Source organism: Pyxidicoccus caerfyrddinensis, assembly GCF_010894405.1.
Classification (GTDB): domain Bacteria; phylum Myxococcota; class Myxococcia; order Myxococcales; family Myxococcaceae; genus Myxococcus; species Myxococcus caerfyrddinensis.
The window spans coordinates 618,335-642,238 of the sequence record NZ_JAAIYA010000003.1; the positions used below are offsets into that span (position 1 = coordinate 618,335).

Annotated in this window: 20 protein-coding genes; 5 read left to right on the top strand and 15 right to left on the bottom strand. The window is 72.3% G+C overall.

Translation table 11 applies throughout. The features are described 5' to 3' along the window. Positions 1 to 9 precede the first annotated feature (9 nt). The 5 genes from G4D86_RS09670 to G4D86_RS09690 all read left to right on the top strand — a co-directional run bounded on the left by G4D86_RS09670 (position 10) and on the right by G4D86_RS09690 (position 4,721). Entirely contained in the window at positions 10 to 831 is an 822-nt protein-coding gene (locus G4D86_RS09670) for a CheR family methyltransferase (RefSeq protein ID WP_163991857.1), read from the top strand. Next, a complete protein-coding gene (gene cheB / locus G4D86_RS09675; RefSeq protein WP_163991859.1) occupies positions 828 to 1,877 on the top strand; it encodes a chemotaxis-specific protein-glutamate methyltransferase CheB in 1,050 nt (349 codons plus the stop codon). The genes G4D86_RS09670 and cheB (G4D86_RS09675) overlap by 4 nt, the downstream gene beginning before the upstream one ends. 173 nt (positions 1,878 to 2,050) lie before the next feature. After that, on the top strand, positions 2,051 to 2,968 hold the full coding sequence (locus G4D86_RS09680) for a fatty acid desaturase family protein (protein WP_240360145.1): 918 nt from the start codon (positions 2,051 to 2,053) through the stop codon (positions 2,966 to 2,968). 242 nt (positions 2,969 to 3,210) lie between these two features. After that, positions 3,211 to 4,338 carry a PilZ domain-containing protein gene (locus G4D86_RS53745; RefSeq protein WP_163991861.1) on the top strand — a complete coding sequence of 376 codons (1,128 nt, stop codon included), beginning with the start codon at positions 3,211 to 3,213 and terminating at the stop codon, positions 4,336 to 4,338. Positions 4,339 to 4,352: 14 nt separating this feature from the next. Next, on the top strand, positions 4,353 to 4,721 hold the full coding sequence (locus G4D86_RS09690) for a response regulator (protein WP_163991863.1): 369 nt from the start codon (positions 4,353 to 4,355) through the stop codon (positions 4,719 to 4,721). 5 nt (positions 4,722 to 4,726) lie between these two features. On the opposite strand, the gene G4D86_RS09695 is transcribed toward G4D86_RS09690, so the two are convergent. The 15 genes from G4D86_RS09695 to G4D86_RS09765 form a co-directional block, all read right to left on the bottom strand. Then, positions 4,727 to 6,223 (bottom strand): sensor histidine kinase, encoded by a 1,497-nt coding sequence (locus tag G4D86_RS09695; RefSeq protein ID WP_163991865.1) that lies wholly within the window; start codon positions 6,221 to 6,223, stop codon positions 4,727 to 4,729. Between the two features lie 63 nt (positions 6,224 to 6,286). Beyond that, positions 6,287 to 7,696 (bottom strand): glycoside hydrolase family 1 protein, encoded by a 1,410-nt coding sequence (locus tag G4D86_RS09700; RefSeq protein ID WP_163991868.1) that lies wholly within the window; start codon positions 7,694 to 7,696, stop codon positions 6,287 to 6,289. Next, positions 7,693 to 8,388 carry a hypothetical protein gene (locus G4D86_RS09705; RefSeq protein WP_163991869.1) on the bottom strand — a complete coding sequence of 232 codons (696 nt, stop codon included), beginning with the start codon at positions 8,386 to 8,388 and terminating at the stop codon, positions 7,693 to 7,695. Before G4D86_RS09705 ends, G4D86_RS09700 begins: the two co-directional genes overlap by 4 nt. Before the next feature lie 190 nt (positions 8,389 to 8,578). Continuing rightward, positions 8,579 to 9,340 (bottom strand): hypothetical protein, encoded by a 762-nt coding sequence (locus tag G4D86_RS09710; protein WP_163991871.1) that lies wholly within the window; start codon positions 9,338 to 9,340, stop codon positions 8,579 to 8,581. 29 nt (positions 9,341 to 9,369) lie between these two features. After that, complete coding sequence (locus G4D86_RS09715) at positions 9,370 to 10,383, bottom strand: type VI immunity family protein (protein ID WP_240360146.1); 1,014 nt, start codon at positions 10,381 to 10,383, stop codon at positions 9,370 to 9,372. Beyond that, positions 10,380 to 12,164: a monovalent cation:proton antiporter-2 (CPA2) family protein gene (locus tag G4D86_RS09720; protein ID WP_163991873.1), complete on the bottom strand. Its 1,785-nt coding sequence runs from the start codon at positions 12,162 to 12,164 to the stop codon at positions 10,380 to 10,382. Before G4D86_RS09720 ends, G4D86_RS09715 begins: the two co-directional genes overlap by 4 nt. Before the next feature lie 36 nt (positions 12,165 to 12,200). Continuing rightward, on the bottom strand, positions 12,201 to 12,575 hold the full coding sequence (locus tag G4D86_RS09725) for a response regulator (RefSeq protein ID WP_163991876.1): 375 nt from the start codon (positions 12,573 to 12,575) through the stop codon (positions 12,201 to 12,203). Positions 12,576 to 12,680: 105 nt separating this feature from the next. After that, positions 12,681 to 14,162, bottom strand: coding sequence for a potassium/proton antiporter (locus tag G4D86_RS09730; RefSeq protein WP_163991878.1), 1,482 nt, complete (start codon positions 14,160 to 14,162; stop codon positions 12,681 to 12,683). A 327-nt stretch (positions 14,163 to 14,489) separates the two neighbouring features. Then, positions 14,490 to 16,193, bottom strand: coding sequence for an ATP-binding protein (locus tag G4D86_RS09735; RefSeq protein ID WP_163991880.1), 1,704 nt, complete (start codon positions 16,191 to 16,193; stop codon positions 14,490 to 14,492). Positions 16,194 to 16,292: 99 nt separating this feature from the next. Next, the gene (gene cheB / locus G4D86_RS09740; RefSeq protein ID WP_163991881.1) at positions 16,293 to 17,357 is read right to left on the bottom strand and encodes a chemotaxis-specific protein-glutamate methyltransferase CheB; all 1,065 of its coding nucleotides are present in this window, start codon (positions 17,355 to 17,357) and stop codon (positions 16,293 to 16,295) included. After that, positions 17,354 to 19,513 (bottom strand): hybrid sensor histidine kinase/response regulator, encoded by a 2,160-nt coding sequence (locus G4D86_RS09745; RefSeq protein ID WP_163991883.1) that lies wholly within the window; start codon positions 19,511 to 19,513, stop codon positions 17,354 to 17,356. The genes cheB (G4D86_RS09740) and G4D86_RS09745 overlap by 4 nt, the downstream gene beginning before the upstream one ends. Next, positions 19,513 to 21,156: a methyl-accepting chemotaxis protein gene (locus G4D86_RS09750; RefSeq protein WP_163991885.1), complete on the bottom strand. Its 1,644-nt coding sequence runs from the start codon at positions 21,154 to 21,156 to the stop codon at positions 19,513 to 19,515. Before G4D86_RS09750 ends, G4D86_RS09745 begins: the two co-directional genes overlap by 1 nt. Then, the gene (locus G4D86_RS09755; protein WP_163991887.1) at positions 21,153 to 21,752 is read right to left on the bottom strand and encodes a chemotaxis protein CheW; all 600 of its coding nucleotides are present in this window, start codon (positions 21,750 to 21,752) and stop codon (positions 21,153 to 21,155) included. The genes G4D86_RS09750 and G4D86_RS09755 overlap by 4 nt, the downstream gene beginning before the upstream one ends. Continuing rightward, positions 21,752 to 23,371, bottom strand: coding sequence for a CheR family methyltransferase (locus tag G4D86_RS09760; protein ID WP_163991889.1), 1,620 nt, complete (start codon positions 23,369 to 23,371; stop codon positions 21,752 to 21,754). The genes G4D86_RS09755 and G4D86_RS09760 overlap by 1 nt, the downstream gene beginning before the upstream one ends. Continuing rightward, positions 23,368 to 23,841 carry a chemotaxis protein CheW gene (locus G4D86_RS09765; RefSeq protein WP_163991891.1) on the bottom strand — a complete coding sequence of 158 codons (474 nt, stop codon included), beginning with the start codon at positions 23,839 to 23,841 and terminating at the stop codon, positions 23,368 to 23,370. The genes G4D86_RS09760 and G4D86_RS09765 overlap by 4 nt, the downstream gene beginning before the upstream one ends. Between the last annotated feature and the right edge of the window lie 63 nt (positions 23,842 to 23,904).

The following is a 23,904-nucleotide window of genomic DNA, read 5'->3' on the forward strand; positions in this document are numbered from 1 at the left end:
TGGGGAGCCATGTCTTCGCTTCCCATGTCCCCGCAGGTGTTCGCGATTCTGTCCGCGCTGATTGAGCAGCGCGCGGGCCTGCACTACGCGCCGGAGGACCGCGACCTCTTGCAGGAGAAGGTGTCCGCGCGCGCGCTGGACGCCGGCTTCGACTCGCTGCTCGACTACTACTACTTCCTCCGCTACGACCCGGCGGGCCCGGAGACGCTGGACGCGCTGGTGGACTCGCTGCTGGTGCACGAGACGTACTTCTTCCGCGAGGCGCTGCCGCTGACGGTGCTGGTGGAGGACGTGCTGGCGCCCGCGGTGCGCGAGGGCCGGAAGCTCCGGGTGTGGTGCGCCGCGTGTGCCACCGGCGAGGAGCCCCTCACGCTGGCGATGATGCTGGCGGAGCGGGATCTGCTCTCCGGCGTGGAGCTGGTGGCCAGTGACTTGAGCACCCGCGCGCTGGAGCGGGCCCGCACCGGCGAGCACAACCTGCGCTCGCTGCGCGCGATGCCGCCGGGCGCGGAGGGGCGCTGGCTGGAGGTGCGCGGCGGGCGGCCGTACGTGAAGCCGGAGTTGGTGGCGGCGGTGGACTGGCGCCGCGTCAACCTGGTGGACGCGGCGGCGGTGGCGGCGCTCGGCACCTTCGACGCCATCCTCTGCCGCAACGTGCTCATCTACTTCCAGGACGACACCGCGCTGCGGGTGGTGGAGTCGCTCGGCAAGGCCCTGGTGCCCGGTGGCCACCTGGTGGTGGGCACCTCCGAGTCGCTGATGCGCTTCGGCACCGCGCTGACCTGCGAGGAGCGGCGCGGCGCCTTCTTCTACATCAAGGCGGGCCCATGACGGCGACGGCTACCCCCCCCATCCGCGTGCTGGTGGTGGACGACTCCGCCTTCGCGCGCAAGGTGCTGCGGCAGGTCCTCTCCAACGCGGAAGGGCTGGAGGTGGTGGGCACCGCCCGCGACGGCCTGGACGCGCTGGAGAAAATCGCGGAGCTGTCCCCGCACGTGCTCACCCTGGACCTGGTGATGCCCGGCCTGGACGGGCTGGGCGTGCTGCGGGCGCTCGCGTCCAACCCTTCCGCGCCGCGCGTGGTGGTGGTGAGCAGCGCGGGAGAGGAGAGCGAATTGGCGGTGTCCGCGCTCCATGCCGGCGCGGTGGAGTTGGTGAACAAGCCCACCGCGCTCGCCACGGACCGGCTCTACGAGCTGGGCGCGGAGCTGGTGGAGGCGGTGCGCACGGCGGCGGCCGCGGTGCCGCACCCCGCTCCGGACGTCGCCCCGGCCGCCGCGCCCGCGCCGGCGGGGGTGTCCGGGCCGTCCCGGAAGCTGGTGGTGGTGGGCACCTCCACCGGAGGCCCGCAGGCCCTCACCCGGTTGCTGTCGTCGCTGCCCGCGGACTTCCCCGCGCCGCTCGCGCTCGCGCTGCACATCCCCGTGGGCTACACGCTCGCGGTGGCCCGGCGCCTGGACGCGCAATGCGCGCTGGAGGTGCTGGAGGCGGAGGACGGCGTGGAGCTGCGCCCGGGGCGCGTGGTGCTGGCGCGCGCCGGGCACCACCTCAAGGTGGAGCGGCACGGCGCGGTGAGCCTGGCGCGGTTGGACCGGCAGCCGCTGCGCATGCCGCACCACCCCTCGGTGGACGTCCTCTTCGAGAGCGCCGCGAAGGCCTGGGGACCGGACGCGGTGGGCGTGGTGCTCACCGGCATGGGCGAGGACGGCCGCGAAGGCGCGCGCGCCATCCGCGCCGCGGGCGGCACCGTCCTCACCGAGGCCGAGTCCTCCTGCGTGGTCTACGGCATGCCCCGCGCCGTGGAGGAGGCGGGCCTGGCCACCGCCACCGCCCCCCTGGAGAACATGGTGGCGCTGCTGGAGCGCCACCTCCGCTGAGGGCCCGTGTCCTCGGGTGGGTGAGCGGCGCCTGGGGGCCTACACACCAGGCGTCCGGGCGACCCGTCTCCCAAGTCGCCAGGATGTTTTGATCCTTGAACTGCGGCTGGGGCAGTATCCGCCCCATGCTTCGATACTCCGCTGACCGCAGGACCATGCTCTGGTGCCTGGCCATGCCCGTGGTCGCCCTTTCGATGTATGCGGCGCCCGAGCTCATCCCGTTCCTCTGCCCGGTGTCCTGCTACCTGGCGCTGTCCGCGGGAGTCATCGCTCACAACCACAACCACAGCCCCACCTTCCGCAACCGGAAGATGAACGAGGCGATGGGCATGTGGCTGTCGCTCTTCTACGGCTACCCGACGTTCGTGTGGATTCCCACGCACAACCTCAACCACCACAAGTTCGTGAACAAGGCGGGCGACGCGACGATTACGTGGCGCTACTCCAAGAAGCACAACTTCCTGGTGGCCTTCCTCTTCCCGTTCGTCTCCACGTACTGGCAGCAGGAGCCGACCAAGGCCTTCATCGAGAAGGCCAAGGAGCGCAACCGCCCGCTGTTCCGCCAGATTGTCCTCCAGTACATCATCTGGGGCGGCACGCACGCGGTGCTGCTGGGGCTGGCCATGGTGCTGCACGGCGTGGCCGGCGGCGCGCGCATCTGGGCCTTCGCCTTCCTGATTCCGGCGTTCTTCTCGCTGTGGACCATCATGTTCTTCAACTACATCCAGCACGTCCACTCGGACCCCTGGAGCGAGCACGACCACAGCCGCAGCTTCACCGGGAAGCTCATCAACTTCTTCCTCTTCAACAACGGCCTCCACGCCGCGCACCACGAGATGCCGGGCCAGCACTGGAGCCTGCTGCCCGAGGCCCACGCGAAGATTGCGTCCGAAATCCACCCGGACCTCAAGCCGGTGAGCTTCTTCGGCTGGTGCTTCCGCGTGTACGTGCTGGCGCCCTTCTTCCCCCGCTTCGGCACGAAGCAGGTGGGCCGCGCGCCCTACGACCCGCCCACCGGTGAGACGGTGAACGTGGCCTTCGGCGACGAATTGCAGGCCGTGGACTCGGGCATCAACGTCGCCCGCGTCTGAAGTCCGCGGTGCGCGTGCGCGGCGCGCGCGCCCGGTCCGGAAGGCTTGGAGCGGGGGTCCCGGGAGGCGTTCTCCTCCCGACCCCAGGCTCGCCTCCGTGTCCCCCTCTGTGTCGTGTATTCCCCATCTCTCCCTGGAATCGGCCCAGGGGGAGTATTCGTCGTGTGTCTGTTTCTCATATCTCGGAACATCTAAGAGACAGACGGGCGTGCCGGGGGGAAGCAACGACACGGAGGCACCGCATGATGACGGCATCAGGACGCATCCGTCCGCCGCCCGCCGTGGTGACTGCATCGCCGCGCGTGCTGTGGGTGGGGCCCTCGGGTGAGCCGTGGCTGGCGCTGTCCCGGGTGGTGCGGGCGCTGGGCGGTGAGCCCCTGCATGTGTCCTCGCTGGATGCCGCCGTCCCGGAGATGGCGCGCGTGCGCCCGGCGCTGGTGCTGGTGCACTGGCGACTGGTGGCCGATTCGCGAGGCCCCGCGCTGAGCGCGCTGCGGACGCGCTCCGGCGCGGCGCCGGTGGCGGTGGTGGCGGAGTCGAACACGCCGGTCGAGGTGCTGGAGGCGGGCGAGGCCGAGGGCGTGGAGGACTGCCTGCTGGCGCCCCTGCGCCTGCACGAGCTGCGGGCCCGGCTGGCGGTGCTCACCGGTGAGCCGGCAATGGCCCCGGCGCGCCCGGTGGAGCGCTACACCCCCCGGGTGGTGCTGATGGCGGGGTCGAGCGGCCCGCGCGCATGGGGCGGGCTGGGCGCGCTCCTGGAGGCGTGCGGCCACCACCTCATCTACAGCGCCAGCGTGGAGGGCGCGGCGGTGCGGCTGGTGGAGGGCGGCGTGGTGCCGCACCTGGTGCTCGTCTCGGGCGAGGGGCCGCTGGCGGCGCTGAAGCTGCTGTCCACGCTGCGCTCGCGGGCGGTGCTGGAGGGCGTGCCGGCGCTCACCGTGGCGGTGGGGCCGGGGACGCGGGCGCCGGGGCTGGCGGCACTGCTGCCGCGCATCGACGCGCTGTTGGGACGGGACTCGGGCTCGCTGCACGTGGAGGAGCGGGTGCCCTTCTGCTGCCCGGTGGAGTTCGGCGAGGGCGGCTCGCGCGAGACGGAGTGGACGTCCGGCTTCTCCAGCGCGCTGAGCCCCGGAGGCCTCATCATCCGCACGCTGGTGCCCCCGCGGCCGGGGACGCCGGTGCGGCTGCGCATCCTGCTGCCCACCACGCGCGAGCGGCTGGAGACGCACGGCGTGGTGGCGTGGTCCAACCCCTTCGTTCCGCGGACCGGCCTGGCCTTCCCGTATGGCATGGGCGTGCGCTTCCTGGGCATGGGCCCGCCGCGGCTCATGCACCTGCGCCAGCTCTGCCAGCCGGTGGCCTCACTGTGAAGCCGGGAGGCACCATGCGACGCAAGAAAGTGCTGCTCGTCGACGACTCGGCCACCGTGTTGCTGTTGCACCAGGGCATGTTGCTGGAGCTGGGCTACGAGGCCGTCACCGCGCGCAACGGGCTGGAGGCCCTGGCGCGAGCCGAGACGGAGCGGCCGGACCTGGTCTTCCTGGACGTCGTCATGCCGCACCTGGACGGCCTGGAGACGTGCCGGGCGCTGCGCACGCGCGAGCCCACCCGCAACACGCCCATCATCCTCTGCAGCACCCGCGCCGAGCCGCGCAGCGTGCAGGCCGGCTTCGACAGCGGCTGCACGGACTACCTCGCCAAGCCCTTTGACGGCGCGGAGCTGACGGCCCTGTTACGCCGCTACCTGGACTGAGTTGCTCACGGCGGTGGCCGCTGCGGCCCGTTGGGCTTCGTCGGCATCGAGCGGCGCGGCAGCGTCACCGTGAAGGCGGTGCCCTCGTCCTCGCTGGAGGTGACCTCAATCGTCCCTCCGTGCGCCTGGACGATTTCCCGGACGATGTAGAGCCCCAGGCCGTAGCTCATCTTCAGCGTGCGGGCTGTCTGCGGGCCGCGGCGGAAGGGCTCGAAGAGGTGGGGCAGCAGGTTGTCGGGAATGGGGCGGCCGGCGTTGCGCACCTCCAGCACCACCTTGTTGCGCACGCCGCGCACGGCCAGGCGCACCGGCGTCTCCGTCGGGCTGTACTTCAGCGCGTTCTCCACCAGGTTGGACGCCACCTGCCCCAGCCGGTCCGGGTCCCACGTGCCCTGCGTGTTGCCCTTGTGCTCCACCTCCACGAGGCGCTGCGGGAAGGCCACGCGGAACTCGTGGGCCACCTTCGCGGCCAGGTCGTTCAGGTCCATGGCGCGCGGCTCGATGGCCACGCCGCCCACCAGCCGGGTGCGCGTGAAGTCCAGCAGCAGGCGGGTGAGCCGCTCGATTCGCACCGCCGCGGTGGCGATGCGCTTGCTGGTCTGCTTCGCCTCCTCCGCGGTGCCGCTCTCGGCCAGCACGCGGGACCAGTTCATGATGGCGCCCAGCGGGCTGCGGATGTCATGGCTGACGATGCCCATGAGCTGCTCCTGGAACTCCGCGTGCCGGCGCGCTTCCTCTTCCGCCCACTTGCGCTGGGTGATGTCGCGGCTGATGCCGAAGAGGCCGGACACCTTGCCCTCCGGGTCTCTCAGCACGCCCTTGGTGGACAGCCATACGCGCGGGCCCTCGGCGCCCGGCTGCGCGTCCTCGTAGGTGACGGTGCGGCCGAAGGCGAAGACCTCCCGGTCGTTGGCCATGTTGGCGCGCGCCACCTCGGGCGCGAAGAGCTCCGCGTCCGTCTTGCCGATCATCGCCTCCGCCGAGTAGCCCACCGCCTTCGCGCCCGCGGAGTTGATGAGCTGGTACCGGCCCTGGAGGTCCTTGGTGTAGACGGCGTCTGTCGTCCCCTCGAGGATGGAGCGGAAGATTTCGCTGGTGCGCCGCAGCTCGTCGCGCGCCCGGCGCTCGCCGGTGATGTCGCGGCAGTGCACCAGCAGGCCGCCGTCCACCGGGCGCACGCGCACGTCGAAGCACAAATCCCGGTCCGGCCAGCCATGCTCGAAGCGCGCGACGGCCTGCTCGGTGGCGGGGATGTCGAAGCGCAGGTGGCGGCGCAATTCCAGCAGCGTGGGGCACGCGCGGCGCAGGTCGTCACCCGGGCCGCCGCAGCCTCCCAGCAGCTCCGTCATGCGGGGGCTGATGTAGAGGAAGCGCCACCCGGCATCGAGCAGGAAGAAGGCGTCCGGCAGGCCCTCCAGGAGCGCGTGGAGCGGCACGGCGGGCGCCTCGGAGGGGGGCGCGGCCGGGGTGCGCTGGCGCTTCTTGGCGGAGGTGGGAGCCATGCGTCGTCGGTGGGGAGGTGGGCCGGAGGCCCTCAAGGGGTGAACACGGGGTGGGGTGCGCCTTCAGGGCATGGGCGTGAGGCCGAGGTTGCGGGCGACGTCCTGGAAGCTCTCCACGGCGGCGGTGGGGACGCGGGCCTTGTCCGGACTGGCGAAGTCCACGCGGAAGAGGCCGAAGCGGGGCGTGTAGCCCTCGGCCCACTCGAAGTTGTCCATGAGGCTCCAGTGGAAGTAGCCGCGCACGTCCGCCCCCTCTCTGACTGCCTGCTCCACCGCGTACACGTGGCTACGGAAGTACTCCGGCCTCCGGTTTCCTTCCGCGTCCGCCATCCCATTCTCCGTCACCAGGAGGGGGATGCCCAGATCGCGGAAGCGGAGCAGGAAGAGATACAGTCCCTCGGGGTAGATGTCCCAGCCAAGGTCACTCACCGGACGCCCGGAGGGGACGTACTGGTTGGAGAGCGACGCCTCGCGGAAGTCCTGCCGCACGTAGTCACGCGAGTAGTAGTTGAGCCCGAGGTAGTCGCTGGAGCCCTTCAGGTCCGCCACCTCGCGGTCGATGCTCGCGCTGCCGGGCACGGACAGGCGGATGCGGCCGGTGCGCAGTGCCAGGGGGACGCTCTCGTTGAAGAAGGCGTCGGTGAGGCCCGCGGCGGTGACGTCCGCGGTGGAGCCGGTGGCGGGCTGGAAGATGCGCACGTGGTGCGCCAGGCCCACGCGGGTGGCGTGCCCGTCACCGTCGGCGTCCACCGTGTCCAGGGCGCGCAGCTGCCGGGCCGCGCGCGCGTGGCCCTCGATGAGGTGCGACAGCGCGGTGGCCATGGCCTTCGCGTCCTTCTTCCCCGGAGGCCACACGCCGTCGAGGTAGCCGAACACCGCGAGCACGTTGGGCTCGTTGACGGTGCACCACCAGTCCACCTCGCCGCCCAGCTCCGCGGCGACGCGGGAGGCATAGGCCTCGAAGTCGTCGAGCGTGGCGGGGTTCTCCCAGCCGCCCGCGTCGGTGACCCACTGGGGCAGGGTGAAGTGGTACAGCGTGACGAGCGGGGTGATGCCCTGGGTGCGCAGTGCGTGGGCCTGCTCGCGGTAGCGGGCCAGGGCGTCCTCGTCCCACTCGCCGCGCGCGGGCTGGAGGCGGCTCCACTCCAGGCTGAAGCGGTAGGCGTTGGTGCCCAGCTGGCGCATCAGCGCCACGTCGGTGTCGAAGCGCTGCCACGACTGGGCCGCGTCGCCGGACACGCTGCCGTCGTGGATGTGGGGCCGGCCGTCGGGGAAGGAGCCCTGCTCCCACGCGCTCCAGTCGTTGGTGGTGCCGCCCTCAATCTGGTGGCTGGCGGTGGCGGTGCCCAGCAGGAAGCCCTGGGGCAGGCCGGTGCCCAGCGTGGCGCGGCGGATGTCCTCCGCGTCGAAGGCGGGCCTGTCGCTGCACGCGGCCAGCGCCAGCGGGAGGGCGACGAGGGCGTGGCGGCTCATGTCGGGCCTCCGACGCGCTCGGAGGCGGTGGGGCGGCCGACGATGCCCACGGTGACGAGCGACGTGCGCACGTCGCCGTATTGGAAGACGAAGCCCTCCAGGCGCACGCCGGCGCGGGGGGCCAGGGGGATGTCCACGCGCGCACGGCCGCCGAGCGGGAAGACGTACGCGAGGCCCACGGGCCCGTAGGAGGCGCCGAGGTGCGCGGGCACCTGTCCATTCGCATCGAAGATGCCGGCCTCGAGGTCCACGCGGCCCACGCGGTAGAGGCCCTTCACGGAAGGCAGGACCTGGAGGAGCGGCCGGGAGGTGTAGCCGAGGCCGATGACGGCGCCGCCCACGACGCTCCAGCGCTCACCGGTGTAGCCCAGGCGCGCGGTGACGGCGGTGCTGCCGCCGGGGCCACCGCGCTCCAGCGGCAAGAGCGACAGCAGGCCGCCGTCCAGCGTGAAGCCGCCGAGCAGGAAGCGCGCGGAGGAGGTGTTGGCGAGGTACGCGTCCTCCCAGCGTCCACCGTCGAAGGCGTAGCCGCCGGTGAAGAGTCCGACGCTGGTACCCAATTCCGCGGCGAGCGCTCGAGGAGTCTCCACCCCGGACGGAGCCGTGCCCGTCTCGTGCGCGGGGCCGGGCGCGCTGGAGAGTGTGAGGACGAGGAGTGCGGGGAGCGAGAAGCACATCCGGGGCTGAACCATACCCCGCTCCTCGTTCCGCGCGAGGCCGGCCGGTCTCCTGTGCACTGCGCGTCACAGGAGGAAACGCGAGGAGCGGGGCTCGTGCGCCATGGGGTCCACCTGAGACGGAGGAATGCGGCTGGGTTGAATGCGGGGTTCGGTGAAACAGGGATTTCCTGTGCCTCACTCCTCCCTGGCACGGCACGGCTGCTCACTCCCGGTTGATTCCGAGTTGGGGCGTGACGATGGCGGGCGGGCAGTTGCCGCCGAGCTCCTGGTACTTCGCCAGCTGAGCACTCACCCCCGAGCTGCCGAGCGGGTCGCTCTTGTTCGCGGCGGAGCAGGGGAACTTGAAGTCGTAGACGCACTGGATGCGGGTTGGGTCGCGAGCGGCGTGAAGGACGACATCGGGCTTGAGCGAGTCTCGCCACTGCTGGGTGAGCACGTACCGGGCCGTTGCGGAATCCAGTCCGTAACGCGGCTCGATGGAGACGTTGTCCGGGAACAGCTTGAGGATTTCGCGTCGGACGCAGGCAAAGGCCACGTCGTGCTTCATCGTTCCCAGATCCATCCGGCGCAACACGGGCTTGCCATTCTCGTAGCGGACCACCCGTTCGCACTCGGCATCGTCCGGTCTCTTGCCGCGCCCGTACTCGCGCTCGTTGACCTCGAAATCTGCTTCCCGGGCGCACTGCACGAGCAGGTGCTCGATGCGCGCCACCTCCGCGGCCTCCAGTGTTTTCAGGGCGGTCAGGACGGCGCCCGTTGCCCGCGCGGCGCTCGACAGCCAGGGGATGACCGCGTCACTTCCCTCCTGGGTGGCGCAGGCAAGGCTGCGGAGGCAACCACTTGTCGCTGAGTCCAGGCTCTGCTCGTACCGGCCAGGGGTGCCACGTTCGGCATGCGTCGTGGCGCAGGCGATTTGAAGCAGCAGGGGGCCGAGGAAGAACGTCCATCTGGAGAGACGGCTCAAGTGCATCCCGGCGAGAGGAGTGGAACGGCTCAATCGAGGAAGCGGCGCCACCAGCGCCTGACTTCCTCTTCCGTGTACCCCGTCCATGAGCGGGCCTGGCGGGGCTCGAACGCGTTCAGGCGTGACTCCAATGCCCGAGCCAGCTCACGGTATGCGGGAAGGTCTTCGCCCCGGGCTAGGTCTCCTGCTTCGGGCCACGTGCCCAGCGCAACCACCGCTCGCTCGGTCTCCACCGGCTGCACGTGCGTACGTGACGAACCCAGCTGACCCCGCAGTGCCTCCACGCCACCCACCTCGGCCAGTACGGGAGGGCCCAGGAAGTTCAGCCAGTGCACGCCATCGACTCGCGTGCCCAGGTTCGACTCCACGCTGACTTGTGGCAGGTCCATCGCCGGGTATCGGAAGAGCGCCTCGCGAATCAGCGGCAGCGCGCGGCTCCTCCTCCCGTACAGCTCGAACGCCAGCCCGACATGCCCCGAGGAGAAGCTCAGCAACGAGGCCCACTCCATCGCGAGTTCCCGCACCCTGCCCGGGCCGTGTTCCTCCAGATACTCGCAGGGAAGGGTGGCGCTCAGCACGCTCATGCTTCCTGCTGGCGGAGTGCGCCATGGAAGGCGGGCCCGGTAGTTGAACGAGAATCCGTTGGGCTGGGGCTCCAGCCCGATGAGCAGGACGGACGTCTCGTTCTGCGTCTTGAGCTGGGTTCGGAGGAAGGGGGTGTCGTCCTCGCTCGCGAATTCGTCCATGAAGCGGTAGCCCTCGAAGGGGCGCAGCAGGCTCCGGACATGGGACCACCCTTCCTGGCCGAGCGGGAACCGCTCGCCCTCCAGGTCTTCGCCATGCGAGAGGATGCCCGGCGCCGCGCCTACGGCCTGGACGTAGAGGTCGAGCGCGCGGCGGACCTGGGGCGCCAGGTCGTGGTGGTCATGCGGCATGTAGAACGCGAGCCGGACGACCTCCCGGACGAGCAGCCCCGCGCCGTCGGCCTCGGATGCATGGTGGCGGATTCGCGGGACGTGCTCGCCCATGTTGGGGCCGCTCATGCGGACTTGGACTGCTCCTTGTCATCCTGCTCGAAGAGGCTCTCCAGCTCCTTGCGCGCCTTGGCGGCCATCTCGACGAGCTTCGCCTCGTCCGTGTGGAACTTCGCCGTCTCGCGCAGCAACTCCTCGTCGTGGTCCCTCAGTCGCTCCAGCGCGCGGTGGCTCTCCGAATAGGTGAGTCCCATGACCATGAGCACGTCCTGCGCCATCTCCAGGCTGCCGGCGAACGTCTCGCGCATCACCCGCTGGATGCCCATGTCCAGCAGCCGGTATGCATGCACGCGGTTGCGCGCGCGGGCGAAGATGGTCAGGTGCGGGAAGTGCTCCTTCACCGCCTGTGCCGTGCGCACCGACGCCTCGATGTCGTCGATGGCGAGCACGAACACCTTCGCCTTGTCCGCGCGCGCGGCCCGCAGCAGGTCCAGCCGTGACGCGTCGCCGTAGAAGATCTTGCTCCCGAAGCGCTTCATGAAGTCGATGTGCTCGGGGCTCGCGTCAATCGCCGTGAAGCCGATGCGCTTCACACGCAAGAGGCGGCCCACCACCTGACCCACGCGCCCGAAGCCGGCGATGATGACCGGGTTGTCCTCCTCGGGCGCCACGTCGAACTCGCGCGCCGCCGCCTTCTTCGCGAAGCGCGGCCGCAGCCACCGCTCGTGCGCGGCGTACAAGAGCGGCGTGGTCGCCATCGACAGGCCCACCACCACCACGAGCAGGTCCGCGAGCGCGCGGTCCATGACGCGGAAGGAGACGGCGAGCGCGAAGAGGACGAAGGCGAACTCGCCGCCCTGGGAGATGACGACGCCCAGGCTGAGCGCGGGCTCGTCCTGCTTCAGGCTGAAGCGGCCCAGCCCGTACAGCACCGCGCCCTTCACCACCACCAGCGCCACCACCAGCCCGCCCACCAGCAGCGGCTTCTCCACGATGAGCCCCAGGCTCACCGACATGCCCACCGCGATGAAGAACAGGCCCAGCAACAGGCCCTTGAAGGGCTCGATGTCCGCCTCCAGCTCGTGGCGGTACTCGGACTCGGCGAGCAGCACGCCGGCGAGGAACGCGCCCAGCGCCATGGACAGCCCCACCGCGCTGACCAGCGAAGCGGTGCCCACCACCATGAGCAGCGCGGTGGCGGTGAACAGCTCCTGGCTGTGGAAGGACGCCACCGCGCGGAACACCGGGCGCATGAGGTAGCGGCCCGCCACCACCACGCCCACCAGCACACCCACGACCTTGAGGCCCGTGAGCCAGCCCGGCTCCGTGGAGACGCTGGCGCCGTCACCCAGCAGCGGCAGCAGCGCGAGCAGCGGAATCACCGCCAGGTCCTGGAAGAGGAGGATGCCGAAGGCCAGCCGCCCGTAGCCCGTGGTGAGCTGGTTGCGCTCGGCGAGGAGTTGGAGCGCGAAGGCGGTGGAGGACAGCGACAGGCCGAAGCCGGCGATGATGGCCGCGCCCGGCCTCAAGCCGAGGGCCATGGCCACGCCGGCCAGCACCGCGCCGGTGATGAGCACCTGGGCGCCGCCCATGCCGAACACCGAGCGGCGCAGCTCCCACAGGCGCGAGGGCCGCAGCTCCAGGCCGATGACGAACAGCAGCAGCACCACGCCCAGCTCGGACACGTGGAGGATGTTCTCCACGTCGGTGACGAGCTTCGCGCCCCACGGTCCGATGACCGCGCCCGCCGTGAGGTAGCCCAGCACGGACCCCAGCCCGAGCTTCTTGAAGAGGGGCACCGCCACCACCGCCGCGGCGAGGAAGACCAGCGCCTGATGCAGGAAGGACATGGCCCTTCCTCGCATGGACGGCGCGGCGGCGGCAAATCAGGTGTGAGTGCAGAAGCGCGCCACCGCCTGGAGCAGGTGCGTCATCTCCACCGGCTTGCGCAACAGCCCCACGGCGCCGTTGGGCAGCTCCGTGACGTGGCTGGCCGTCATGATGAGCACCGGCACCAGGGACTGGGCGCCGGTGATGCGCAGGCGCTCCAGGAACTCGTAGCCCGTCAGCACCGGCATCATCAAATCGAGCAGGACGAGACAGGGCTGGCGGAGGGTCGCCAGGACGTTGAGTCCTTCCTGACCGTTGCTGGCGCTGGAGACGGCGTAGCCCTCCAGCTCGAGCAGCTCGGCGACCGCTTCACGAATGTCCTGGTCATCCTCGACCACGAGGATGGAGTGCTGAGCGTGCTCGCGGCGCATGTTCCCACCCTAACCGGGCCGAGAGGTTGAGGCCTTGAATGTACCTCCATTCCGGGGGCTCTGTCCTGCGTAGCACCCTGGTCCTCCGGGCCCGAAGCGCAAGGGCTACTCGTCCTCTTGCTGGCCGAAGAGCAGGCGCAGCAGTGGCAGGTCCTCGGAGTGGCAGAAGACGTAGACGTGGTCTCCCGTCTGGAAGACGGTGTCGCCGCGGGGCGCCATCAGCTCCTGTCCGCGCACGAGCAGCATGGCGGCGGAGCCGGGAGGGAAGGGCAAATCGGAGATGCGCTCACCGGCCACGGCCGAGGCCGAGCCGATGTAGAAGGCGCTCAGCTCGCCATTGAGGAGCTGGGTGGAGGCAATCTCCAGCACGGCGGGGGGAGGCTCGGGCGCGTTGGAGGCCAGCCCCAGCCGGCGCGTCACCCAGGGCACGGTGGCGCCGGGGATGAGCCCGTTCACCACCACGATGAAGAAGACGATGGTGAAGACCTCGCGCGCGCCGTGCGTGCCGGATAGGACGGGGAAGGTGGCGAGGATGATGGGCACCGCGCCGCGCAGGCCCACCCAGCCGGTGAAGAGGATTTCCCGCGCGGGAAAGCGGAAGGGCCACAGGCACAGCAGCGCCGCCAGGGGGCGCGCGATGAAGGCGAGCACCAGCGCCAGCCCCAGTCCCTCCCACGCCACGTCGAGCAGCCGCCGGGGGAAGACGAGCAGCCCCAGCACGAGGAACATGCCCACCTGGGACAGCCACGCCAGCGCGTCGTGGATGCGCAAGAGGCCCGTGCGGTAGCGGATGGTCTCATTGCCCAGGGCGATGCCCACGATGTACACGGCGAGGAAGCCGCTGCCGTGCAGGAGCGTGGGCAGGCCGTAGGCGAGCAGCGCGAGCGACAGCGTCATCACCGGGTAGAGGCCGGCGACGCGCAGGCGCAGGCGCTTGAGCAGCATCCGCCCCGCCCACCCGAGGCCCAGGCCGAGCCCCGCGCCCACCGCCATCTGCACCACGGCCTCCCACAGCAATTCCCAGCCGGGGGGCTTGCCGCTCGCCACGCTGTGCGTGAGGGCGGTGGTGAGGATGACGGCCATGGGGTCATTGAGGCCGGACTCCAGCTCCAGCGTGGTGCCCACGCGCCGCTTGAGGGTGAGGCCGCTGCCGCGCAGCACGGCGAAGACGGCGGCCGCGTCCGTGGAGGAGACGATGGCGCCGAGCAGCAGGGCCTCCGTCCACGCGAAGCCGAAGAGCAGGTGCGCGGCCGCGCCCACGATGGCCGCGGTGGCGACCACGCCCACCGTGGCCAGCACGGCCGCGGGGCGCAGCGCGTGCTGGATGGCGTGCAGCGGCGTGTTGAGGCCACCGTCGAAGAGGATGAGGACGAGCGCCACCGTGCCCAGCCGGAAGGCGAAGCCGTAGTCGCTGAACTCGATGCCGCCCGGGCCGTCGGTGCCGGCCGCCATGCCGACGCCGAGGAAGAGCAGCGCCACGGGGACGCCGAAGCGGCCCGTGGCCCGGCTGAACAGCACGCTCAGCGCCAGCAGGACGCCGCAGAGGGTCAACAAGAAGGCGGTGGGGAGCGGCTCCGCGCTGAGCATGACTGCGCGGGACTCTACCGGGCCCCGGCGCCGCGTCCTCCGGCTGTTACGGCTCCTTCCCGCGCAGTGTCCGCCACCACATGCGGAACAGGCCCGGGCCGTCGCCAGGACGCGCGGGCGGAGGACGGCAGTCGTGCGCGGGGTGTCAGGTGTTGAGTACCGGGCGACGGCGGCGCGGGGGCGGTGTCACGTGAGTGTTTCGTGAGTCACCGCGCGGACGGAGGCGGGCCGGCAAGGACCGCGTCGTTGGCGGCGCGGGGGAGTCAGCCGTGGGGGGCCGCGCGCGGACGGCGGTGCGGGCCGTGCCGGAGGCGAAGCCCGTGTGCCTCAGTCGTGAGACACCGCGCGCGCGCCCGGCGTCGCCGACGCCATGACGGCGCCGGTGGAAGCGGGCAGCGTGAAGGTGAAGGTGCTGCCCTCGCCCAGGGTGCTCTGCGCCTGGATGGTGCCCCCGTGCGCCTCCACCAGGCCCTTGGCGATGGCGAGCCCCAGGCCGGTGCCCCGGCTGGCCGCGTCGCGCGCCTGCCAGTAGCGGTCGAAGATGTGCGGCAGTGCTTCGGGGGCGATGCCGGCGCCGGTGTCGCGCACGTGGAAGGCCACCGCGAGGCCCCGCGTCCGCGCACCCACCGCCAGCTCTCCGCCGGCCCCGGTGAACTTCACCGCGTTGCCGAGCAGGTTCCCCAGCACCTGGAGCACCCGCACCCGGTCGCACCGCGTGCGCACGTCGCCCGCGGGCAGCTCCACGTTCAGGTGCAGCCCCTTGGCCTCGGCCAGCGGGCGGATGGACTCCACCGCCTCGGTGAGGAGCGCCGCCACGGTGTGCTCGCCCAGCTCCAGCGGCAGCCCGCCCGCCTCCAGCCGGCCCCAGTCCAGCAGGTCCGAGATGAGCCGCGACATCCGCTCCGTCGCGTCCTGGATGCGCGTGGCCTGCTTCGCCACGCTCTCTCCACCGGGCTTGCTCCCCGCGCCGCGCAGGAGCAGCGCGGCGCCCAACTGCACCACGCCCAGCGGGTTCTTCAAGTCGTGCGAGACGACGGCCAGCAAATCCTCGCGAGCCCGGGCGGCGCGGCGGGACTCGCCCACCAGCCGCGCGTTGTCGATGGCGAGGCTGGCCCGCAGGCACAGGTCCTCCGCCAGCGCCAGGTCATCCGGCCCGTAGCGGCGCCCGGAGCCGGACGCCACGAAGGTGACGGCGCCCAGCGTGTGCCCGCGCGCGCGCAGCGGGACAATCATGTACGAGCGCGCCTGCAGGGCCCGTAGCAGCGCGGGGTGCGCGGGCTCGGCGGCGGCGGCGCGCAGCAGCGAGTCCGTCACCGCGGGCACCAGCTCCGACTCGCCGGTGCGCAGCACGCGCAGCAGGCCCACTGGCGCGTCGTCACGCAGCTCCGTGCGCGTGGGGAGCGAGCCCGCGCGCTCCTGCTGCATCGGGTCCAGGCACGCCGTCGCCATGCGCGACACCCACGGGCCCTGCTCCAGCGCGTCCACCAGGCACCAGTCCGCCAGGTCGGGCACGGCCAGGTGCGCCAGCAGCGTGTACATGCCCTGCGGGTCCGGCGGATGGGTGAACAGCGTCGTCATCGCCTGGTAGAGGAACGAGCGCCGCCGCTCGGCCTGCTCCACCTCCGAGCGCGCCGCCTGCTCCAACTCCAGCGCGCGCGAGTACACCGCCTCCGCTTCGATGAGGGGCCGCGCCGTCACCAGCACGGTCGCCGCGCGCCCCCCTTCCGCAGGCAGCGGGGTGAGCACCAGCACATGCCGGCGCGGGCCCAGGTCCGTGGGCCAGGACAGCTCCATCGTGTCCGTGACGCCGGTGCTCAGCACGCGGGCGCGCGCCGCCTCCAGCAGGGCCACGTCCTGCGCGGCCACGCCCAGCTCACCCCAGGACCTGCCCGTCAGCTCGGCGGGAGTGCGCTCCAGCGCTCGCGCGCCCGCGACGCTACAGGCGTGCACCCGCCCCAGGCCGTCCAGGACATAGGTGGGCTCGGGGAGGGCGGTGAAGGCGGCGGCGAGTGAGGGGGAGAGGGCTTCCATGCGGAGCTGGGCGGGGCCCGCATGATGACACGCGGGGCGCGGCGGACCATTCCAGGAGGGCGGCCCGCCAGGGGAGTTTTCAGTAGCCGATATTGTGGTTCATGCAATGGAGCTACCGGCCCCCCGGACGCTCTGGAGGAGCCGTGCGGCGATGGAGGGCAGGGGCACCACCTCGTGCGCCAGGCCCGCGCCCACCACGACGCCCGGCATTCCGTAGACGACGGAGCTGGGCTCGTCCTGGGCCAGCACGTAGCCACCCGCCTCGCGCAGCTCGCGCACGCCCTCCAGCCCGTCCTGTCCCATGCCGGTGAGGACGACGGCGAGCGAGCGGGGGCCATGCGCGCGGGCCACCGAGCGGAACAGCCACGTGGCGGACGGCCGGAAGCCATGCACCGGCGCCCCACGGGACACCTCCGCGCGCCCCTCGCCGTAGAGGCCCAGGTGGCGATCATCTGGCGCGAGGTACACGTGGCCGGGCAAAAGCGCCTCGCCGTCCTCGGCCACCTTCACCGGCAGCGGACCAGCGGTGCCCAGCCAGGTGGCGAAGCCCTGGCTGAAGCCGAGGGCGATGTGCTGCACCACCAGCAGCGGCACGGGGAAGTCCGCGGGCAGCTCGGACAGCACCCGGTGGAGGGCGGCCGGGCCTCCGGTGGACGCGGCCAGCGCCACCACCGCCGGGCGCTGCACGACGGGCGTCGGCACGGGCACGAGCGGCGGCGACGGAGAGGCCGTGCGCTCCGGCCAGCGGCGCACCACCTTCACCTCCGCCATGGCCTTGAGCGTGTCGCGCAGGCGGCGGCTCTCCGCGTCGAAGTCGGGCGACTCCGGGCCCACCGGCTTCTGGAGCACCGCGAGCGCTCCGGCGCGCAGCGCGGCCATGGACGTCTGGATGTCGCGCTCCACCAGGGTGGACACGACGACGACGGGCGTGGGCACCTCCGTCATGATGCGGCGGGTGGCGTCCAGGCCGTCCATGCGCGGCATCTGGATGTCCATCGTCACCAGGTCCGGCCGCAGCCGCTGCACCAGCTCCACCGCCTCCACGCCGTCCTTCGCCTCGCCCGCCACCGCCAGGGCGGGGTCGGCGCGCAGGATTTCCACCAGCAGGCGCCGGGCGGTGGGCGAGTCCTCGGCCACCACGATTCGCAACGGGTCGGTCCTCATAGCAGTCGCCTCAGCGTCTCCAGCAGGCTCGTCGGGTCGAATGCGCTCTTCACCAGGTACGCGCTGGCACCGGCCTGGAGGCCGCGCGCCTTGTCCTCGGGCTTGCCGCGCGCGGTGACGAGCACCACCGGCAGCCGCGAGTAGCGCGGGGAGGCGCGCACGGCCTCGGTGAGCGCGAAGCCGTCCATGCGCGGCATCTCCACGTCCAGCACCAGCGCGTCCGCGCCGCCCGCCTGGAGCCGCTCCCAGGCCTCGGCGCCGTCCGCGCACGCCACCACCTCGTACCCCGCGCCCTCGAGGATGCTCTGCTCCAACGCGCGCGTGGTGGGCGAGTCGTCCGCCAGCACCACGCGCCGCCTCGCCCGCTGGGCCGCCGGGGCGGGGAACAGCGCCGTGGAGGGCCGGCCTCCGGCCGCGCGCACCAGGGCCAGGGGGTTGAGCAGCAGCGACAGCCGCCCGTCCGGCAGCACCGCCGCGGCGGACACGTGGCGGGCCCGGCGCACGCGCTCGCCGAGCGAGCGCACCAGCGCCTCCTGCTCGGACAGCACCTCGTCCACCACCAGCAGGGCGCGCGCGGTGCCAGTGGCGAGCAGCACCGCGCCCCGCCGCGCGCGGGGAGGCCCGGGGGGCAGGCCCAGCACATCCGCCAGCGAGGCCAGCGGCACCAGCGCGTCCCCGGCGGCCCAGGTGGGGCGGCCCTCCACCTCGCGAATGTCGCCGGGCGCCACGCGGACCAGCCGCGCCACGCTCTCGCTGGCCAGCGCCAGCGTCTGCCCGCCCGCGGACACCAGCAGCACGCGCAGCGTGCTCAGCGTGAGGGGCACATCCAGGAGGAAGGCGGTGCCCTGGCCCGGATGCGTGGACACCTCCACCGTGCCGCGCAGCGCCTCCACCTGCGTGCGCACCACGTCCAGGCCCACGCCGCGGCCCGACACGCGTGTCACCTCCGTCGCGGTGGACAGGCCGGGCAGGAAGGCGAGCCGCGCGGCGTCCGCGTCGTCCTCCGGCTCATCGAGGCCCCGGGCCCGCGCCCGCGCGCGCAGCGCGTCCAGGTCCAGGCCCCGTCCGTCGTCCTCCACCGTCACCTGCACGCGGCTGCCCCGCAGGCGCGCCGAGAGGACGACGCGGCCCTCCTCCGGCTTGCTCGCGGCGCGGCGCGCTTCCGGCGCCTCCAGCCCGTGCGCCACCGCGTTGCGCACCAGGTGCAGCAGCGGCTCGCGCAGGGCCTGGAGCAGCGAGCGGTCCAGCTCCAGTGCTCCGCCGTGCACCTCCAGCCGCACCGCGCGGCCCAGGCTGCGCGCCACGTCGCGCGCGGCGCGCTCCAGGCCCTCGCAGCCCTCGAAGAAGGACAGGGTGCGCGCGCGGCGGACCTCGTCGTCCAGGCCGGTGGCCACGCCGCCCAGGGCACGCCGGTCCGACGCCAGCTCGCGCGCCACGCGCGACAGCTCCGTCTCCGCGCGCCGCAGCGCCGCCTCACCCGCCGTCCCGCGCACCGCCTCGCGGGCCTGGGCCAGCGACTCGCGCACGGACTCCAGTGCTTCGGCCCTGCCGTCCAGCCGCAGCGTCGCCACCCGCAGCTCGCCACTGCGCGCCAATAGCGCGTCCAGCTTCTGCGCGGACACGCGCACCGGCAGTGTCTCGGCCCCGAGGGGGCCGGGTGACGGAAGCTCCGGTGGCGGAGACTCCGGGAGGTCCGTGCCGCGAGCCGGCGCGGAGGTGTCGCGAGCGGGTGCGCTGGTCGTCGTCGAAGTCGTGTCGCGTCTGGCGGCGCGCTCCAACTGGGGCAGCAGCGCGTCCAGCGGAGAGCCGGCGAGGTCTTGCTTCGCGGCCAGCCGCCGGCCCGCGTCGTCCAGCGCGTCCACGGTGGTGAAGCACAGCTCGAACACCTCCGGGGCGCCGGCGCCCTCGTCGCGCACGCGCTCCAGCACTTCTTCCATGCGGTGGCACGCCGTCTCCACCAGGGTGGCGCTGGCCGCGCGCGCCGCGCCCTTCACGCTGTGCAGGATGCGCAGCAGCGAGGCCACGTGCTCCGCCGCGCGCGCCGGTGCCCGCTCGCGCTCCAGGGCGAGCAGCTCGCGGTTGAGCGAGGCCACATGTCCCTCGAGCTCCTCGAGGAACGTGGCCAGCAGTGCCTGGGCCAGCCGGTCCCGGTCCATCAGCGCCCGTACTCTCCCAGCAGCCCCTTGAGCTTCTGGCCCATGCTGTTGACGTCCTGCATGGCGCGCTCGGTCTGCCGCGAGGACTGGAGGGCCTGCTGCGTGGCCTGATTCACGTCATGCATCGCCTGACGAATCTGCGCGATGCCCGTGGCCTGCTGGTTGGCGGAGGCGGCAATCTGCGCCGCGGTCAGCGACGCCTGGGTGAGCAGGTCGGACAGCGTCTGGATGTTGGAGCCCGCCTCGGACACCACGCGGGTGGCGGCGGCCACGCTCTTGGTGCCCTCCTCGGTGGTCATCACCGCGCCGTGGGTGGCCTTCTGGATTTGTCCCAGAATCTGCCGCACCTGGCCGGTGGCCTTCTTGGACTGGTCCGCCAGCGCCTTCACCTCGGCGGCCACCACCGCGAAGCCGCGGCCCTGCTCTCCGGCGCGGCTGGCCTCGATGGAGGCGTTGAGGGCCAGCATGTGCGTCTGCTCGGAGATGTCGTTGACGGTGGTGATGATGTCGCCGATGGCCTGCGCCTGCTCGGCGAGGGCGAGGATGCGCGAGGCGATGGACTCCACCTGCTCGCGCACGACGCCCATGGAGGACACGGCCTCCTCCACCGCGCGCCGGCCGCCGCGGCCCACCTCCTCCGCGTGACGGGCGGAGTCGCTCACCGCGCGGGCGCGGCCGGCGGCCTCCTCGGACGTCTTGGTGATTTCCTCGATGGTGCTCACCGTCTCCGTCACCGCGCTGCCCTGCTCCTGCGCGCCGGCCACCTGCTCGGTGGTGCTGGCGAGAATCTGCGCGCTGGCCCCGGCGAGCTGGTTGACGAACTCGGCCACCGTCTTCAGCGTGTGCTCGCGCTGCTCGGACTGCTTCGCGAGCTGGGCCTCCGTCTGCCGGCGGCGCTCGGCCATCTCGTTGAAGGCGCGCGCCAGCTCCGCCGCCTCGTCGCTGCCCCGCACTTCGATGCGGTGCTCCAGCTGGCCGCGGCCGAGCTGCTCGGCGCCGACCATCAGCTTCTGCAGCGGAACGGTGATGCTCCGGGTGATGAGGTAGCTGCCCACCGCGACGATGGCCATGCCCAGCAGTGCGCACACGGCCAGCACCCACATGAGGCGCTGGGCCATGGCCGTGGCGTCCTCCGAGTGGTCCTCCCAGCGCTGCTGCTCGGCCGCGAGCATCTCGTCACTGATGCTCTTCACCTGGCTCATGAGCCGCTCGCCCTGGCCCACCTTGATGTACTTCGAGCCGCCTTCCAGGCCCTGCTCACGGCGCACGCGAATGCCCTCCGCCAGCCGCTCCAGCCGCTCCGTCACGGCGGGCTCCAGCTGGTTCAGCCGTGCCCGTTGCTCGGGGTTGGACGCCAAGGCGTCGCGGAGCCGCGTCGTGTCGTCCTTCAGCAGGGCCATGGCCCGCTGGTACGGCGCCAGATACGGGTCCTCGCCGGTGAGGAGGAAGCCGCGCTGGCTGGACTCCGCTTCCATCAGCAGCGTGCGCACGTCGCTGATGACGCGGATGTTCTCCTGCGTCTTCAACAAGCCCGTGGTGCTCTCCGTGAGCTGGTTGGCGCCCTGGAAGGCCACACCCGCCAGCACCAGCAGCACCAGCAGGGACAGTCCGAAGCCGAGTGCGATGCGGTTCCCGATGCTCATACAACTCCTTCGTCGGACAAATCGAACACGAGGCGACTGTCACCCAGCAGCGCCTCTCCCTCCAGCACGAGCGTGCCGTCCTCTTCAGCGGCGGACACCAGCGAAGTGTCCACGGTGGAGGGTGGGGGCAGCAGCGTGCGCCCCCGCAGCAGGGTGACCTCTTCGACTTCTTCGGTGCGCAGGCCCAGCTCGGGCCGTCCCGCGCCGATGACGAGCAGCGGGCCCGCGGCCTCCGACGGCGCGCGGCCGAAGAGAGGGGCCAGCTCCACGACGGGGAGCACCTCGCCGTGCAGCAGTGTGAGGCCGCGCAGCGCGGGCGGGGCGCCCGGCAGGGGGACGACCTCGGCGGCGCGCACGACTTCCAGCACGAAGCGCGACTCCAACGCGTACCGTTGGCCGGCGGTGCGGAAGTGGACGGCCTCGCGCAGCGTGCCGGTCTCCGCTTCGACGCCAGGCTCGCGCGCCAGGGCCCGGGCGCGGGCGTCCAGGACGGCCAGGGCCTCGGCGGGCGAGAGGGCGTCCTCCGCCTGCGCGGCGGCCGCCAGCCGGGCGAGTCGGGCGCGTGCCGCGTCCCAATCGATTCCAGACCCCGGCATCAGGTTTTCTCCTCACCGGCAGCCAGGGCTGCCTCCAGTCGTGTCCGCTCGCCGTGCGCGACGTCCGCCAGCCCGCGCGCGCGCTCGCCGTCCGCGAGGGGGACGGGGGCGTCCGGGGGAAGCACGGCGCACAGCGACTCCGCCTCGCGCCAGGCCTTGAGGGCCCCAGCCGTGTCGCCACGGCGTCGCAGCACGCGGCCCAGCACGAGCCACGCCACCACCAGCGAGGGCTCCAGGTACAGCGCCTGCCGGGCGGAGCGCTCGGCGTCGGCGAGCCGGCCCTGGCCGAGGAGCAACAGGGACTCCAGGTAGCGCAGCCCGGCGACGAGCGGATGGCGCGCGGCGGCCTCCGCGCAGGCGTCCACGGCGGCGTGGGCGTCCAGGTTGGCGAGCGCGTGCACCGCCGCCATGGCGATGGCCGGGTCCTCGTCGAGCGTGCCGAGCCGCCGGGCCGCATCGCGCCAGTCGCCACGCGCCAGGGCCCGCCGCGCCGCCGCGAGCGCCTCCGCGTCCGGCGCGCGCGCCGTGCTTCGTGACGGAGGTGGGACGCTCGTCGAGGTGGAGCGCTCGGACGCCGCGCCCACGTCACGTCCGGAAGTCGCGCCCACGTCACGCCCGGAGGAAGCGCCACCGAAGCGTCCCGGCACGGCGTCCGTCATGCCACCGTCCCGCGTTGCCGCCGAGCCCGTCTCCGTCAGCAGTCCGGAGCCGGTACCCGTGGCACCCCGTGCGGCCGGGGCCACCTCAACCGGGACACGGTGCACCTCATGCGCTCTCACGGACACGGTGGCGCCGTGCAGGGGCCGGCGGTAGATGACGCCCCACTCGGTGAGGACGGACTCCAGCGGGGCCAGGTCTCCGAGCGGCGGGTCCGACGGGCCGGTGAAGAGGTAGCCCCCTTCCGCGAGCGCATCATGGAGCCTGCGCGCCACGGCCTCGATGGTGGCGCGGTTGAAGTAGATGAGGACGTTGCGGCAGAAGATGATGTCCAGCTTCCAGATGCCGCTGTCGGGCGAGGGCCACGTGTCGAGCGCGAGGTTGAGGTAGCTGAAGCGCACGCGCTGCTGCACGTCCGGGGACAGGACATACCGGCGGCCCTCGACGCGCAGGTGGGGCCGCATGCGGTCCGCCCAGGGGCCGCGCAGGGACCACTCGCCGTACGTCGCCTGCCGGGCGCGGGCGAGCGCGCCGCGCGACACGTCGGTGGCGTACACGGCCATGTGCTCGCCCCAGCCCTCTGCCTGGAGCAGCACCGCAAGCGAGTAGGGCTCCTCACCGGAAGAGCACGCCGCGCTCCACATGCGGACGGTGTGCTCGGGCCCGAGCCGCTCGCGCACCTCGGGCAGCACGACGCGGCGCAGGTGCTCGAAGTGCTCGGGGGTGCGGAAGAAGTACGTCTCGCCGACGGTGAGCTCGATGAGCAGGTCATCGAGCGCGGCGGAGTCCTCGGCGAGGCGGGCGCGGTAGGCGTCGAAATCGGAGAGGCCGGCGCGGGCCATGGCGCGGGAGATGGCCTCCTCGGCGGCGGCGGGGCAGCTCGGCGCGGAGAGCCCCGCGCGCTCCTCCACCAGCGCGAGCACGGCCGCGAAGCCGGGGTGGCTCCAGGCGCCCCAGCTCACGGCGTCTCCGCCGGCGAGCCCAGCGCGGCGTCCAGCTGCAGGCCTTCCGCCTCGGAGAGGAACGAGCGCAGGTCATGGACGAGCACGAGCCCGTCCGACAGCTTCGCGGCGCCGGCCACGTAGCCCACGCCGGGCAGCTCGCGGGGTGTGGCGTCCCACTCACCGGGGGCGAGCACGCGCAGGCCCTCGGCGCGGTCCACGCGCAGCACGACGTGGCGCGTCCCCGCGCGGGCGACGATGAAGTGGTCCAGGGGGGACAGCGCGCGGGGCGGGTGGCGGAAGCGGCGGCGCAGGTCGAGGACGGGGAGCAAATCTCCGCGCAGGTTGAGGAGGCCCTCCACCACGTCGGGGGCGCGCGGCAGGGGCGTCAGGCGCGCGGCGCGCACCAGCTCCCTGATGTCCTCGGCGGGCAGTCCGTAGCGCTGGCCGTCCAGGGTGAACAGCAGCACCTCGCGCGGTGCGGGCTCCATGACGTGGGACATAGACACGGACGTGCGGGCTGTCGAACACTCATGTGTGCCCGAGTGCAGGGT